This is a genomic window from Reyranella sp., from assembly GCF_965279465.1.
Classification (GTDB): Bacteria; Pseudomonadota; Alphaproteobacteria; order Reyranellales; family Reyranellaceae; genus Reyranella.
This window is the reverse complement of sequence record NZ_OZ257242.1, coordinates 1,558,681-1,573,211: the sequence shown is the minus strand read 5'-3', so window position 1 is coordinate 1,573,211 and position 14,531 is coordinate 1,558,681. Positions and strand designations below refer to the sequence as shown.

12 protein-coding genes are annotated in these 14,531 nt (G+C 66.3%); 4 read left to right on the top strand and 8 right to left on the bottom strand.

Annotated features, from left to right (window positions below; genetic code table 11):
* Together phnD and phnC are read right to left on the bottom strand one after the other, a co-directional pair.
* On the bottom strand, window positions 1–915 hold the full coding sequence (phnD, locus tag ACQY8M_RS07605; protein ID WP_428670470.1) for a phosphonate ABC transporter substrate-binding protein: 915 nt from the start codon (window positions 913–915) through the stop codon (window positions 1–3).
* 26 nt (window positions 916–941) lie between these two features.
* Window positions 942–1,748 (bottom strand): phosphonate ABC transporter ATP-binding protein, encoded by an 807-nt coding sequence (gene phnC / locus ACQY8M_RS07600; protein ID WP_428670468.1) that lies wholly within the window; start codon window positions 1,746–1,748, stop codon window positions 942–944.
* 216 nt (window positions 1,749–1,964) lie between these two features.
* On the opposite strand from phnC, the gene ACQY8M_RS07595 reads away from it, so the two are divergent.
* Window positions 1,965–3,179 carry an SMP-30/gluconolactonase/LRE family protein gene (locus ACQY8M_RS07595; protein ID WP_428670466.1) on the top strand — a complete coding sequence of 405 codons (1,215 nt, stop codon included), beginning with the start codon at window positions 1,965–1,967 and terminating at the stop codon, window positions 3,177–3,179.
* A 59-nt stretch (window positions 3,180–3,238) separates the two neighbouring features.
* Here the strand turns inward: ACQY8M_RS07595 and ACQY8M_RS07590 are convergent, their stop codons facing one another.
* From ACQY8M_RS07590 to ACQY8M_RS07570, 5 genes are all read right to left on the bottom strand, one after another.
* A complete protein-coding gene (locus tag ACQY8M_RS07590; protein ID WP_428670464.1) occupies window positions 3,239–6,073 on the bottom strand; it encodes a DNA translocase FtsK 4TM domain-containing protein in 2,835 nt (944 codons plus the stop codon).
* Complete coding sequence (locus ACQY8M_RS07585; RefSeq protein WP_428670462.1) at window positions 6,073–7,278, bottom strand: aminotransferase class I/II-fold pyridoxal phosphate-dependent enzyme; 1,206 nt, start codon at window positions 7,276–7,278, stop codon at window positions 6,073–6,075. The genes ACQY8M_RS07590 and ACQY8M_RS07585 overlap by 1 nt, the downstream gene beginning before the upstream one ends.
* A gap of 440 nt (window positions 7,279–7,718) precedes the next feature.
* Window positions 7,719–8,057: a P-II family nitrogen regulator gene (locus ACQY8M_RS07580; RefSeq protein WP_428670460.1), complete on the bottom strand. Its 339-nt coding sequence runs from the start codon at window positions 8,055–8,057 to the stop codon at window positions 7,719–7,721.
* A 175-nt stretch (window positions 8,058–8,232) separates the two neighbouring features.
* Window positions 8,233–9,543, bottom strand: coding sequence for an ammonium transporter (locus tag ACQY8M_RS07575; protein WP_428670458.1), 1,311 nt, complete (start codon window positions 9,541–9,543; stop codon window positions 8,233–8,235).
* A 36-nt stretch (window positions 9,544–9,579) separates the two neighbouring features.
* Window positions 9,580–9,918 (bottom strand): P-II family nitrogen regulator, encoded by a 339-nt coding sequence (locus tag ACQY8M_RS07570; RefSeq protein WP_428670456.1) that lies wholly within the window; start codon window positions 9,916–9,918, stop codon window positions 9,580–9,582.
* A gap of 161 nt (window positions 9,919–10,079) precedes the next feature.
* Between ACQY8M_RS07570 and ACQY8M_RS07565 the strand changes: the two genes are divergently transcribed.
* Together ACQY8M_RS07565 and ACQY8M_RS07560 are read left to right on the top strand one after the other, a co-directional pair.
* The gene (locus ACQY8M_RS07565; RefSeq protein ID WP_428670454.1) at window positions 10,080–10,880 is read left to right on the top strand and encodes a TorF family putative porin; all 801 of its coding nucleotides are present in this window, start codon (window positions 10,080–10,082) and stop codon (window positions 10,878–10,880) included.
* 81 nt (window positions 10,881–10,961) lie between these two features.
* Window positions 10,962–12,248: a UbiH/UbiF/VisC/COQ6 family ubiquinone biosynthesis hydroxylase gene (locus tag ACQY8M_RS07560; RefSeq protein ID WP_428670452.1), complete on the top strand. Its 1,287-nt coding sequence runs from the start codon at window positions 10,962–10,964 to the stop codon at window positions 12,246–12,248.
* Here ACQY8M_RS07560 and ACQY8M_RS07555 read toward each other — a convergent pair.
* A complete protein-coding gene (locus tag ACQY8M_RS07555) occupies window positions 12,229–13,455 on the bottom strand; it encodes an MFS transporter (RefSeq protein ID WP_428670450.1) in 1,227 nt (408 codons plus the stop codon). The two genes, ACQY8M_RS07560 and ACQY8M_RS07555, sit on opposite strands and share 20 nt — an antisense overlap.
* Window positions 13,456–13,558: 103 nt before the next feature.
* Here ACQY8M_RS07555 and ACQY8M_RS07550 point away from each other — a divergent pair, with 103 nt between their 5' ends.
* Window positions 13,559–14,530, top strand: a complete 972-nt coding sequence (locus tag ACQY8M_RS07550) for a CobW family GTP-binding protein (protein WP_428675332.1) — start codon at window positions 13,559–13,561, stop codon at window positions 14,528–14,530.
* Window position 14,531: the final 1 nt, after the last annotated feature.

Genomic DNA, 14,531 nt, shown 5'->3' with positions numbered 1-14,531 from the left:
TCAGCTCTTCTGCTTGCGCAGGCTGTCGACGAACTTGATCAGCTCGACAACGCCTTCGTAGTACTTGGCGTCTACGGGCTTGAATTCGCGGTCCTTGCCGTCCGACAGCTTGTCGAAGGCGGCCTTGGCCTTGGTCGGCGCTTCCTGGAAGGCCTTCGCGATCGCCGCCTTGAGGTCAGCCGGGAGGTCGGCCGGATAGGCAAAGGGCGAGTTGGGGATCAGGTCCGACTTCGTGATGATCCGGAAGTCCTCTTTCTTGGCGAGGCCCTTGGCCACCATGCGCGTCAAGTTCGAATCGTCGTCGGAGTTCCACCAGTTGGCGGCTACGTCGACCGTCTTCTGCTGCAACGCAATGACCGCGTTCTCATGGCTGCCGGCATAGGTGACGTGCGCGAAGTAGCTATCGGGATTGATCTTCAACTTGTTCAGCAGGAAGCGCGGCACGTTGTTGCCAGAGGCCGAGTTGGGGTCGACCAGGCCGAGATTCTTGCCCTTGAGGTCTTCCAACGTCTTGTAAGGGCTGTCGGCACGCACGTAAAAGACCGAGTAGTAGCCGAGTGTGCCGTCGCCGTTCACGGTGGTGCAGAACGGCTCGACCTTCACGCCGGTCACGACCGCGCGGGCATAGGCGGCCGGGCCGTAGCCCGCGATGTGGATCGTGCCGTTGCGCTGCCCTTCGATCACCGCGGCGTAGTCGTTGGCGACGCGCAGGGTCACCTTGGTGCCAAGTTCCTTGGAGAGGTACTCGACGAACGGCGCATAACGATCGGTCACGCCCGACGCGTTTTCGGCCGGCACCACCGCCAGCACCAGCTCGGGATACTTGGACTTCCAGGACTGAGCGCGGGCGCCGCCGGCCAGGATCGCGCTGCCGGCAGCGAGCGTCGTGCCGAGCATGAGTCGACGGTTGATCATGAATGTCTCCTTGCTGTGAAGAGGGGTCAGGGACCAGCGACAGCGAAGCCGGGCACCGTGCCGAAGTCGGGGCGGGCATTGGCAGCGGCGACGTCCCCGGCTTCCAGCCCGTAGAGGTCGCGCGCCACGCCTTCGGTAAGCTGCGCCGGCACGCCGTCGAACACGATGCGGCCCGATGCCAAGCCGACCAGCCGGTCGCAGTACTTGCGCGCCAGCTCGAGGCTGTGGAGGTTGACCATCACCGTGATGCCGAAGTGCTTGTTGATGTGCAGCAGCGCGTCCATCACCACCTGGGTGTTGCGCGGATCGAGCGAGGCGATCGGCTCGTCGGCCAGGATGATCTCGGGCTCCTGGATCAGCGCGCGGGCGATCGCCACCCGCTGCTGCTGGCCGCCGGACAGGGTGTCGGCGCGCTGGCCCGACAGGCGGGCCATGTCGAGGCCCTCGAGCGCGGAGAGGCCCATCGCCTTCTCCTCCTCGGTCCACAGCTTGAGCAGCGCGCGCCACAGCGGCGCATGGAAGGCCCGGCCCATCATGACATTGGTCAGCACGTCGAGCCGGCCGGCGAGGTTGAACTGCTGGAAGATCATGGCGCAGCGCGCGCGCCAGGCGCGCAGGTCGCGGCCCTGCAGCGCGGTGACGTCGGTGCCTTCGAAGAAGATGCGGCCGTCGCTCGGGTCATTCAGCCGGTTGATCATGCGCAGCAAGGTCGACTTGCCGGAGCCCGACTGGCCGATCACCCCGACGAGCTGGCCCTTGGGCACGACCAGCGAGATGCCGTCGACGGCGCGCTTGTCGCCGAACTTCTTCACCACACCGTCCAGCCGCAGCATGCCCGACTCCGCAACGCGCCCCGTGAGGGCTCCGTAGCCGGTGCAGGCTGCAGAGGGGCGACTCTTTGGTTACAGAAATGCGACTGGCGGATAAGCCGGGATATGCATGGGCACCGATTGTCCATCCGCAGGGCGCGGAATAGGCTCTTGCCGCTCTCTACCGCGTACCCGCGTTCTCAATTGCCGAACAACAAAACGCTCTCGGGAGGAGCTCTCATGACCAGCCAAACCAGTGCCCGCGATTTGTCGCGGCGCGGCCTGATCGCGGCAGCCGGCCTCGGCACTGCTGCCCTACCCCTGTTGGCGCAAGCGCAGACCACCCCGCCAGCCCCGGTCGGTCCGCCCACCACGATCACGACTCCGCCGCGCGATTTCAGCCCGCGCGGCGCGCCCACCACCTATTTCAGCGATCCTGATGTCCTCGCGGTCGATCCTTCGTTCGGCGCAATCACCCAACCGAACGCTTCGATCATGCGGCTGTGGACCGGTGCGCTGTGGGCCGAAGGCCCGGCCTGGAATGCGCAGGGCCGGTACCTGCTGTGGAGCGACATCCCCAACAACCGCCAGCTCCGCTGGCTCGAGGACGACGGACGGGTGAGCGTATTCCGCCTGCCCTCCAATAACAGCAACGGCAATACCTTCGACTTCCAGGGACGACAGCTTTCCTGCGAGCACCTGACGCGCCGGGTGGTGCGCTACGAGCTCGACGGCTCGGTCTCGGTGCTGGCCGACAGCTACCAGGGCAAGCGGCTCAACTCCCCGAACGACGTGGTGCCGCATCCCGACGGCAGCTACTGGTTCACGGACCCGCCCTATGGCGGTCAGCTTTACGAGGGCACGCCTGACACTGCTGGCGGTCCGAGCAATGCGCAGGGCCGGCTGAAGCCGACGCTCGGCCAGCCGCCGGGCATGGGCAGCTTCCGGCGCGAGCTGCCGACCAACTGCTATCGCATCGACCCGAGCGGCCGGGTCGACCTGGTGATCACCGAGGAGCAGGTGCCCGATCCGAACGGCCTCTGCTTCTCGCCTGACCACAAGCGGCTCTACGTCGCCAGCACCGGCAAGGGTCCGGGCGACACCGGACCGGGCGGAAAGGGCGACATCTGGGCGTTCGATGTCGGCGACGACAACAAGCTCGCCAACGGCCGACGCTTCTCCGACTGCGTGGTGGATGGCATCAAATGCGGGCCGGACGGATTGCGCTGCGACGTCAACGGCAACCTGTGGGCCTCGAGCAATGCCGGCCGCAATGTGGGCTATAGCGGCGTCACGGTGTGGAATCCCGACGGCAAGCTGATCGGCCGCATCCGGTTGCCGGAAGTGTGCGGCAACGTCTGCTTCGGCGGACCCAAGCGCAATCGCCTCTTCATGGCGGCGAGCCAGTCGCTCTACGCCCTCTATGTCGGAACGCAAGGCGCCGCGCCGGGCTGACGCGGTTCACTCATCGCTGGGACCACGCCACTCCGCGGCGCGGGCCCAGCACTGAGCCCTTACCGCTCGCGGTTGTCGATGTCGCGCGCCAGCACCTCGCGCTTGCCGACATGGTTGGCGGCAGTGACCACGCCCTCGCGCTCCATGCGCTCGACGATGCGCGCGGCGCGGTTGTAGCCGATCTGCAGGTAGCGCTGGATGAAGCTGGTCGAGCACTTGCGCTCGCGGGCGACGATCGCGATCGCCTGGTCGTAGAGCTGGTCGCTTTCGCCTTCCTCGCCGCCTTCGCCCGGCGCGCCGCCGCCTTCTTCCGCGTCGGGATCGTCGGTGACCGATTCGATATAGGCCGGCGCGCCCTGCGCCCGGAGGTGCCGCACGACCTCCTCGACCTCGCCGTCAGACACGAACGGCCCATGCACGCGCGCGATCTTGCCGCCGCCCGCCATGTAGAGCATGTCGCCCTGGCCGAGCAGCTGCTCGCCGCCCTGCTCGCCCAGGATCGTGCGGCTGTCGATCTTCGACGTCACCTGGAAGGAGATGCGGGTCGGGAAGTTGGCCTTGATGGTGCCGGTGATGACGTCGACCGACGGCCGCTGAGTCGCCATCACGACGTGGATGCCGGCGGCGCGCGCCATCTGCGCCAGGCGCTGGACGGCGGCCTCGATCTCCTTGCCGGCGACCAGCATCAGGTCGGCCATCTCGTCGATGATCACGACGATGAAGGGCAATGGATTGAGATCGACCTCCTCGTCCTCGAAGGTCGGCTTGCGCGTCTCGGGATCGATGCCGGTCTGGACCTTGCGGGTCAGCATGGTCCCCTTCTTGCGCGCCTCGCCGAGCTTCTCGTTGTAGCCCGCGATGTTGCGCACGCCCTGGGCGCTCATCGCGCGATAGCGGTCCTCCATCTCGCGCACCACCCACTTCAGGGCGACGATCGCCTTGCGCGGTTCGGTGACCACGGGAGTCAGCAGGTGCGGGATGTCCTGATAGACGCTGAGCTCGAGCATCTTGGGGTCGATCATGATGAAGCGGCACTTGTCCGGCGGCAGCCGGTAGAGCAGCGACAGGATCATGGTGTTGACCGCCACCGACTTGCCCGAGCCGGTGGTGCCGCCGATCAGCAGATGCGGCATGCGCGCGAGGTCGGCGATCACCGGATCGCCGCCGATGTCCTTGCCCAGCGCCAGCGGCAGAGCGAGGCGCGAGTCCTCGTAGTGGCGCGCCGAGAACATCTCGCGCAGGAACACCGTCTCGCGCTTTGCATTGGGCAGCTCGATGCCGATCACGTTGCGCCCCGGTACGGTGGCGACGCGCGCCGAGACGGCGCTCATCGAGCGGGCGATATCATCGGCGAGGCCGATCACGCGGCTCGCCTTGGTGCCGGGCGCGGGCTCGAGCTCGTAGAGCGTCACCACGGGACCGGGCCGGACCTTCACGATCTGGCCCTTGACGCCGAAGTCCTCGAGCACCGTCTCGAGCAGGCGGGCGTTCTGCTCGAGCGCCGCCTCGTCGATCTTGGTCTCGGCCGCGACACGCGTCGGCAGCGACAGCAGGTCGAGCGGCGGGAGCTGATAGTCGCCCCCGAGATCGAGCTCGCGCTGACCGGCCTTGGAGGCGCGCTTGCCCACCGCCGCGGACGGCTTGCGCGGCACGATCTTCACCACCGGGCCGGTGGACGCCTCCCCGTCCGGCGATTCGCCGAGCAATGCGTCGGGCGCGAAGGGATTGTCCTCGCCGTCGGCAGGCTGAGCGCTGCCGGCCGTCGTGCTGCCGTCGTCCGCGTCGACCTCTCGCGATGGAGGGGAGAAAGCGATCGGTTCGATGGCTCCCGGTTTAGCTTCCTCGACCGGCGCAGCGCCCGGACGCAGGCGCCCCATGATCGGCTCAACGCGGAAGCCGCCGGCCAGGCGATCGAACAGCGTGCGTTCGACCATGGAGTTCGGTCCCGCGCCGTCGGCTGGGGTCGGAGACACCGCGCGCATTTGCCCGGGCGGGGGCGGAATCTCGCCCGCCGCCGGCTCGATCGGCGCATAGGGCGCTTCGACCATCAGCGAGTCGCGAGGCGGCAGCGGCGCGCCCTCGATCGGGATCTGCTCGAATCGCGCGTTTGGCGAAGTAGTGGCTTCGAAATGGGCCGGATCGTACTGGCTGGCATCGATCTCGCCCGGAATCTCGGCGTAGCCGATCTCGGGCGCCGGCGGCTCGTTCCGGTCGTCGAACGATTCCGTCCGGCCGCGCCATAGGCCGACGAACGCATGCACCAGCCACCTGCTCCAGATGAACGGCGCGCGCAAGATGCGGAAGATCAGCGGCAGGTCGGTGCGGTTCATGCCCAGCGCCGGCGCCATGGCGATGAAGGCCAGTGCCGCGCAGGCGGGCTCGATCAGGGCGAGGCTGCCGCCGCTCGAATGGGTCAGCACGAACTCGCGGAATCGTCCGATCAGGGCGAGCCCGACCAGCCCGCCGGGGCCGGCATGCGTCGCCGCGCCGCCGACGTCGCCCAGCCCGACACAGGCCACGCTCATCATCAGCAGGGCCAGCAGGAGCAGCGATAGGCGCAGGCCGAAGAAACCGAGATGATGGGTGCGCAGCATGCGCACGCCCCAGGTGATCAGCGCTACCGGCACCAGCACGATGGCGAGGCCGAAGGTCTGCAGCAGCACGTCGGAGACATAGGCGCCCGGCACACCCATAAGGTTGACGGGTGCATTGCCGGTCGCGTGGTTGAGCGACGGATCGGCCGTGCTGAAGGTGAAGACCGCCATCAGCATCGCCACGCCGAGGGCGGCGAAACCAACCCCCACCAGCTCCATCAGGCGACGGCGCAGGAAATCGCGCCCGCCTTCGGGCAGGATCGTCGTCCGATGGGAACCAGCGATCCCGATATTGGCCATCACAGCACCGAGGCGAGGCGGGAAAGTCCCTCCCGCGTGGTCTTCTCGTCATGCACCAGCGCGACCCGGATGTAGCGCTCGGCCGTGTTGATGCCGTGGGTCTCGCGGCAGGCATAGGCGCCCGGCAGCACCTTGACATGCGCTTCGCGCCACAACCGACGCGTCGCCTCCTCGCCATCGCCGACATCGAGCCACAGGAAGAAGCCGCCGCCCGGCGTGTAGTAGCCGAAGCGGTTATGCAGGATCTGCTCGGCGATCCTGAAGTTCCTGCGATACCATTCGCGCGTCGCCAGCGGATGCGTCTCCTCGCGCCACAGCGCGGCCGAGGCCTTCTGGACGGCGAACGGGATCTGCGGCCCGCCGTAAGTGCGCCAGCGCAGGATCATCGCCACCAGCTTCGGATCGCCCGCCGCAAAGCCCGAGCGCAGACCGGCCGCGTTCGAGCGCTTGGACAGTGAATGGAAGACAGCGAGATTGCGGAACGGGTCCTTGCCGCCTGTCTCGTCGATCTCGAGCGCCGCCTCCAGCGCGCCCGGCGGAGCGTCGCCGGTGTAGATCTCGGCGTAGCATTCGTCGACAGCCAGCACGGCGTCGTGCTTGCGGCAAAGTCGCAGCAGCGTCTTGAGGTAGTCCTTGCCCGCGATGGCGCCCTGCGGATTTGCCGGCGAGCAGAGATAGACGACCGTCAGACGCTTCCAGGTCGCCTCGTCGAGGCTCTCGTAATCGGGCAGGAAGCCGTTAGACGCCGGCGCATTGACCAGCAGTGGCTCCGCACCGGACAGCACCGCGCCGCCGAGGTAGGCCTGGTAGAACGGGTTGGGCAGCGCGACGATCGGCTTGGCGCCGCCCTTCTGCTGCGGCGTCGCCACGGTGGCGATGATGTAAACGCCTTCCTTGCTGCCCGCCGTCGGATGGACGTGCTGCGTGGGATCGAGCAGGCCAGCCGGCAGCCGGTAGCGTCGCGTCAACCACTCGCAGATCGCCGCATTGAGGTCGGGCAGGCCACCATTGGGCGGATAGCGGTTCCAGCCATCGATCTCGTCATTGACGATCTGGCGCGCGAAGGCGGGCATCGCGCCCTGCGGCTCGCCGACCGACATATTGATCAACGCGACGTTTTCCGGCGGCGCGATCGGTGCCAGCAGCGCGTTCAACCGCGCGAACGGGAAATCGGTCAACGTCTCGGTCAGACGAGGGTTGAACATCAACAACCATCCAGTGGGCCTGGTTCGGCCGGGCAAGACACGACGCCGGCGCGAAGGGGCTCTCGCCGAACAAACTATTGTCTTATTTTAGGCAAGAGATAACCCCATCACAACAATCAACTAGGCCGCTTTCTTCAACTATTGGCGTGATTAAAAGAGGGACACTCTAGGGCTAGCGCCTGCGGCTGTGAGGCGCGCCCCTGCCTGTTTACTGGACAGGCTCGCCGGGGAGTGCGGTATCGAAATCCTCCGTCTTCTCGTCGCACCGGCACCGGCCCGATCATCATCGCCGCCCACGGCCCGGCAAGCCGGCGGCGGGCGTGATGGCGCATAGCCCCGCTTCCACGGTCTTCAGCGGCTTACATACGGAGACTACTTGCCGGAAATCCGGAGGGTTCCAAGCCGCCGATCGTGGCGTATGGATCGGCAGGGAGCGTGAACTACAGCGCGTTCGAGCCGGTCTCGCCCGTCCGGATGCGCAGGGCCTGCTCGACCGCGGTCACGAAGATCTTGCCGTCGCCGATCTTGCCGGTGTGGGCGGCTTTCTGGATCGCTTCCACGGCGCGCTCGACCTGGCTGTCGTCGACCACGATCTCGATCTTTACCTTGGGCAGGAAGCTCACCAGATACTCGGCGCCGCGATAGATCTCGGTCTGGCCCTTCTGACGTCCGAACCCCTTGACCTCGCTCACCGTCAGGCCCGAAACGCCCACGCCGGTCAGCGAATCGCGCACTTCGTCGAGCTTGAACGGCTTGATGATGGCGGACACCAGCTTCATGGACTGTCTCCTCACTCTGTCGCCGAACGACACACAGTGATCTAGCAGGCACGGCGTCAAACGCCAAAGAAAATGGCCCGACGGAAACCCGTCGGGCCGAGGTACGACCACCGCGACACGGAGCGGCGGTCAAGAACCGGGGAGGAAACCGGTTCGGGAAGCCAGGCGAATGCTGCTAGTGCACCGTCTCGCCATGAAGGTTGATGTCGAGGCCCTCGACCTCTTCCTCGGCCGTGACGCGCAGTCCGATCACCACATCGACGATCTTGAGGATGATAAAGGTCGCCACCGCACACCAGGCGATGCAGACCAGGGAGCCCCAGAGCTGGGTCAGGACCTGGCCGGCATTGCCGTCGATCAGGCCCTTCTTGCCCTCGCCGCCGATCGCCTCGACGGCGAACACGCCGGTCAGGATCGCGCCGACGAAGCCGCCGACTCCGTGCACGCCAAACGCGTCGAGCGAGTCATCGTAGCCCATGGCGTGCTTGAGGCCCGTGGCGCCCCAGAAGCAGATCACGCCAGCCACGATACCGATCGCCAACGCGCCGGTCGGATTGACGAACCCGGAGGCGGGCGTGATGGCGACGAGACCGGCCACGGCGCCCGAGACGATGCCGAGGACCGAAGGCTTGCCGCGGGCAATCCATTCCGCGAACATCCAGGCAAGGGCCGCGGCAGCGGCGGCGATCTGGGTCACGGCCATGGCCATGCCGGCATTGACACTGGCGGAGACCGCCGAACCGGCGTTGAAGCCGAACCAGCCGACCCACAGCAGCGATGCGCCGATCACCGAGTAGACCAGATTGTACGGCGCCATGTTGTCGGCCCCGAAGCCCTTGCGCTTGCCGAGGACCAGCGCACAGATCAGGCCCGCGACGCCGGCATTGATGTGCACCACGGTGCCGCCGGCATAGTCGAGCACGCCCCAGTCGCCGAGGAACCCGCCGCCCCACACCCAATGGGCGATCGGCGCATAGACCACGATGGCCCACAGGCCCATGAACCACATCATGGCCGAGAACTTCATGCGTTCGGCGAAGGCGCCGGCGATCAGTGCCGGGGTGATGATGGCGAAGGTCATCTGGAAGCACATGAAGACCGATTCGGGGATCGTCTTCGCCAGGTCCTGCACCGAGTCGAGCGTCATGCCCGCGAGGAAGACGCGGCCCATGCCGCCGACCAAGGAATTGCCGCTGCTGAAGGCGAGACTGTAGGTGATCATCATCCAGAGGACGGTCACCAGGCAGGTCACGGCGAAGCTCTGCATGACCGTGGCGAGCACGTTCTTCTTGCGCACCATGCCGCCGTAGAACAGCGCCAGCCCGGGGATGGTCATCATCAGGACCAGTGCGGTCGAGGTGAGCATCCAGGCTGTGTCGCCGGTATCAAGCTTGGGCTTCTCATCGGCCGCCCAGGCAGCCATTGGCAGAAGGACAGCGCCAGCCACCCCAAGGCCGGTCGCCAGATCACGAAACTTGCGAATCATTTTCCTTACCTCGGATATCGGTTGAATCTCGAATCATCACAGCGCGTCGATACCGGACTCGCCGGTTCGAATGCGGATCGCCTGCTCGATTCCGTAGACGAAGATCTTGCCGTCACCGATCTTATCGGTGCCCGCTGCCTTGCGGATGGTCTCGACGGCGCGTTCGACGAGGCCATCGTCGACCACCACTTCGATCTTCACCTTGGGCAAGAAACTGACCGCATATTCGGCGCCGCGGTAGATTTCAGTTTGACCCTTCTGGCGCCCGAATCCCTTTACCTCGCTGACCGTCAAGCCCTGGATGCCGAGCGCTGTGAGTGCATCACGCACATCATCCAGTTTGAACGGCTTGAAAATCGCCATCACCATCTTCATTTTCGTATCTCCCCTCCAAGCGAGACTCTCGTCGAACGGCTGATGCCCGGGTCTGCAATGTCCGTGCCAAAGCTTCCGCACGGCTGCGTGATGTCGATTGGCACGACCCTTGCAAGCGCACCGCGCGAGAGACCTGCCAAAAAAAAGGGGAGTTTGTAGAAATGCTTAAGAAGTTGGCGGCGGCCTGTCTCGGCGCATTCGTCCTTTGTGCGGCGACGGCGGCGAATGCCGATGACGAGAAGCCGGTGTGGCGCGGCCCGTTCGGTGGCACCTTCTCCGCCGGCGCCACTTTCGCGACCGACTACTCCTATCGCGGCATCTCCCAGACCCAGCGCCAGGTCGCCTTCCAGCCGTTCCTGACCTACGAGACACCGTCGGTCGCCAGCGACACCGCCTCGATTTCCGGCTATGTCGGCGCCTGGGCCAGCAACGTCTACTTCCCCGGCACCAGCACCGCCGCCGAGATCGACATCATCGCCGGCGTCCGCGCCAAGGCGATGAGCGAGAAGCTCACCTTCGACCTGGGCTACATCCGCTACAACTATCCGGGCTCCGACGCCAACCTGCAGTACGGCTTCAACGAGATCGGCCTCGTGGTCGGCTACGACTTCGGACCGGTCGTGCTCAGCGGTGCGGTCCGCTACAGCCCCAACTTCTTCGCCAATTCCGGAAACGCCTGGTACAAGTGGGCGCAGGCCGTCGTGCCGCTGCCCTTCATCAACATCAACGAGAATGTCTCGTTCAAGCTGTTCGGCACGATCGGCAACCAGTCCGTCGAGCGCTATGTCAACTACGGCATTCCCGGCGACAACTACTGGGACTGGCAGCTCGGCGCAACCGCCACCGTCTGGGGCGTCGACCTGACCGTCGCCTATACCGACACCAACATCGACGTCGCCGGCTGCCTCAACACCCAGAATTGCCAAGGCCGCGTCATCTTCTCGATCAGCAAGACGTTCTGAACTCGAGCTTTCGGATCCATCGTCCGAGGGATCGTGCGGCGGGGTTGCCGCACGATCCCTCGGCTGTCATGTAGGGCGATCATGTCGCCCTCCCCGGACAGCGATCGCATCGACCTCGCCGTCATCGGCGCCGGCCTGAACGGCAGCCTGCTCGCCCTGGCAGCGGGCGAGGCGGGGCTGCAGACCGCGTTGATCGATCGAATGCCGCTCACGTCGTTGGCCGAAGCCGGCTTCGATGGCCGCACGACGGCCATCGCCTACACCAGCCAACGGCTTTTCAAGGCGATCGGCGTGTGGGATGAGCTCGAAGGCCACGCCGAGCCGATCCTCGATATCCGCATCTCCGATACGGGGCACGACGGCCGCACCAGCCCCTTGTTCCTGCATTTCGATCATCGCGAGGCCGGTGAGGGCGAGGGCGAGGCCGCGCCAATGGGCTGGATCGTCGAAAACCGCTTCCTGCGCGCCGCGATGCTACGGCGTCTCCAGGCCTGCCCCAGGGTCGAGCTGGTGGCGCCCGATGAGGCCCTCGACACCAGCCGCAGCGCGGACAAGGCCGAGATCGCGCTGAAGAGCGGCCGGCTGCTCGCCGCACGCCTCGTCGCCTCGGCCGAAGGTCGATTCGGCACCATGCGCGAAGACGCCGGCATCGGTGCGCGTGCCTGGTCGTACGACCAGATCGCGATCGTGCTGGTGGCGCACCACGAACGGCCGCATCGCGGCGTGGCACAGGAGAAATTCCTGCCCGGCGGACCGTTCGCCATCCTGCCGATGCAGGACGGCGAGGCGATAGATGGAAAAGCGGGCGAGCACCGCTCGTCGATCGTCTGGACCGAACGCGCGTCGATCGCCATACGCCTGCTCGAGCTCGATGCACCGCGCTTCAACGCCGAGTTCGCACGCCGCTTCGGAAATTTCCTCGGGCACGTCGAGCCGGCCGGACCGCGCTGGTCCTATCCGCTCGGGCTTATCCATGCCGAGCGCTACGTCGACGAGCGCATGGTGCTGGTTGGCGACGCGGCGCACGGCATCCATCCGATCGCCGGCCAAGGCTACAATCTCGGCGTGCGCGATATCGCGGCACTGGTCGAGGTGCTGGTCGACGCCAGGCGGCTCGGCCTCGACATCGGCGCCGCCGACACGCTCGAGCGCTATGCGCGCTGGCGACGAGCCGACAATTTCACCATGGTCGCGGCGACCGACCTGCTGAACCGCCTGTTCTCCAACGACATCGCGCCGCTGCGCCTGATCCGCGATGTCGGCCTGGCCAGCGTCAATCGCATTCCCTCGCTGCGCAAGCTCTTCGTCCGCCACGCCATGGGGCTGGGCGGCGATCTGCCCAAGCTGATCAGGGGTGAGCGGCCTTAGCCTTGCCGGCGAGGACGACGACGGCCGCGCCGACATCGACCGTCGCGGCCAGCAGGAGCGGCACCCGGTAGCCGCCGAACCCGTCGTGCAACAGGCCGTAGAAGCTCGGGCCGAGCGCCGTCGCGAGCTGGATGACGCACGAGGCGATGCCATAGACGGCGCCGAACGACGCCGCGCCGAACTCGCGCCGCACGATGATCGGCCCCAGCGTCGTGACATTGCCGATGGTCATGCCCATCAGCACGCTGCCCGCGACGAGCATTGCGGGAGCAGGTCGGACCGCCATCGCAGCCAGCGAGGCCGCCGCCACCATCATCATCACCGCAGCGGTCGTCCGCGCACTCATATGGTCGGCGAAGCGCGCAAGCACCAGCCGGCTCAGAAGGGCGGAGATCGCCGTTGCCGACACGGCGATCGACGTGCCGGCCGTACCGAGCGCGGGCGCCAGCAGCGTCACCTGGTGGGTGACGAAACCGACCTGCACCATCATGCCGATGCCGAAACCCGCCATCACGCTGCGCAGCGCCGCGGTGCGCAAGGCGTCACGCCGGTTCCAGGCTGCCGCCCGGGCGCCGGTGGCCGAGGACGCGCCTGCGCCATCGGGCAGCAGGCCGATATCCTGCGGCCGGCGCTTCAGCACGAAGACGGTGAGCGGCAACATGACCAGCACGGCGCTCGCCGCGCCGACCGTCGTGGCTCCGGCAAATCCCAGACGATCGATGCCGAGCAGCAGGACCGGGACGCCGGCCAGTCCGCCGACGCTGGCGCCGAGCGAGGCGATCGACACGGCGCGGCCCTGGTGGCGCTCGAACCACGGTGCGAGCGTCGTCGCCACTGCGGTCATCGACAGGCAGGCCCAGCCGATCCCCATGACGAGAAAGGCGGCATAGGTCTGCCACGGGGCCGCGACATAGCCGATCGCGGCGACGCCGCCCGCCAGGGCCGCTGTCCCGAGCGCGAAGACCGGCTGCGGCCCGAAGCGGCCGAGGATTCCACCGACCGGAATCAGCAGCAGCGCGCTCACGACATAGAACAGCGTGATCGCGCCCGAGACGAGGCCGGTCGGCCAGCCGTTCCGTTCGACCAGGGCGTGCAGATAGACGCCGGCGCCGAACAGGCCGAGCCCATTGGCGAAGACCGACGCCACCAGGCAAACCGCGACGATCCGCCAGCCGTAGAACATCCGGGACATGGCCTGTCGTATCATGCCGTTGTCCGGAAACGGTTCGGCCAGCACCGAAGCACCGGGCGACGCAACTGCAGTTGCGCACCCCCGGCGAAGCTCCTATCTCAAGGGCCAAATTTCAAGGATTCCCATGGCTCAGGCACAAGTTCCCGTGACGGTGCTCACCGGCTATCTCGGCGCCGGCAAGACCACATTGCTCAACCGGATATTGAGCGAACAGCATGGCAAGAAGTACGCCGTGATCGTCAACGAGTTCGGCGAGCTCGGTGTCGACAACGACCTCGTGGTCAATGCGGACGAGGAAGTGTTCGAGATGAACAACGGCTGCATCTGCTGCACCGTGCGCGGCGACCTGATCCGCATCATCGAAGGCCTGATGAAGCGCAAGGAGAAGTTCGACGGCATCCTGGTCGAGACCACCGGCCTCGCCGATCCCGGCCCCGTCGCGCAGACCTTCTTCACCGACGACGACGTTAAGGCCCGCACCCGGCTCGACGCGATCGTCACCGTGGTCGACGCCAAGCACTTCCTCGGCCAGCTCGAGCAGGGCGACGAGGCGGAGGAGCAGGTCGCGTTCGCCGACGTGATCCTGCTCAACAAGACCGATCTCGTGAGCGCCGAGGACCTGGCCAAGGTCGAAGACAAGATCAAGTCGATCAATCCCTACGCCCGGCTGCACCGCACGCAGAAGAGCCAGATCGAGCTCGCCGCCATCCTCGACAAGGGCGCGTTTGACTTGAAGCGCATCCTCGAGTTCGAGCCCGACTTCCTCGAGCACGGCCATGACCACGATCACGGCGACGAGGTCGCGAGCCTCAGCTTCACCGCCGACAAGCCGGTCGATCCCGACAAGTTCCAGAAATGGATGGGCGCGCTGCTGCAGCTGCGCGGCGGCGACATCCTGCGCAGCAAGGGTATCCTGGCGATCGACGGCGCCCCCAAGCGCTATGTCTATCAAGGCGTGCACATGATGATGGACGCCGACTGGGGCACCGCGTGGAAGGATGGCGAGAAGCGTGCCAGCAAGCTGGTCTTCATCGGCCGCAACCTCGATGCCGAGAACCTGAAGCGCGGCTTCGAAGACTGCCTGAAGTAAG

Bases quoted from the DNA above. Each gene is read 5' to 3' on its own strand.
- phnD (WP_428670470.1), bottom strand. From the start codon at position 915: ATGATCAACCGTCGACTCATGCTCGGCACGACGCTCGCTGCCGGCAGC.
- phnC (WP_428670468.1), bottom strand. From the start codon at position 1,748: ATGCTGCGGCTGGACGGTGTGGTGAAGAAGTTCGGCGACAAGCGCGCC.
- ACQY8M_RS07595 (WP_428670466.1), top strand. From the start codon at position 1,965: ATGACCAGCCAAACCAGTGCCCGCGATTTGTCGCGGCGCGGCCTGATC.
- ACQY8M_RS07590 (WP_428670464.1), bottom strand. From the start codon at position 6,073: ATGGCCAATATCGGGATCGCTGGTTCCCATCGGACGACGATCCTGCCC.
- ACQY8M_RS07585 (WP_428670462.1), bottom strand. From the start codon at position 7,278: ATGTTCAACCCTCGTCTGACCGAGACGTTGACCGATTTCCCGTTCGCG.
- ACQY8M_RS07580 (WP_428670460.1), bottom strand. From the start codon at position 8,057: ATGAAGCTGGTGTCCGCCATCATCAAGCCGTTCAAGCTCGACGAAGTG.
- ACQY8M_RS07575 (WP_428670458.1), bottom strand. From the start codon at position 9,543: ATGATTCGCAAGTTTCGTGATCTGGCGACCGGCCTTGGGGTGGCTGGC.
- ACQY8M_RS07570 (WP_428670456.1), bottom strand. From the start codon at position 9,918: ATGAAGATGGTGATGGCGATTTTCAAGCCGTTCAAACTGGATGATGTG.
- ACQY8M_RS07565 (WP_428670454.1), top strand. From the start codon at position 10,080: ATGCTTAAGAAGTTGGCGGCGGCCTGTCTCGGCGCATTCGTCCTTTGT.
- ACQY8M_RS07560 (WP_428670452.1), top strand. From the start codon at position 10,962: ATGTCGCCCTCCCCGGACAGCGATCGCATCGACCTCGCCGTCATCGGC.
- ACQY8M_RS07555 (WP_428670450.1), bottom strand. From the start codon at position 13,455: ATGATACGACAGGCCATGTCCCGGATGTTCTACGGCTGGCGGATCGTC.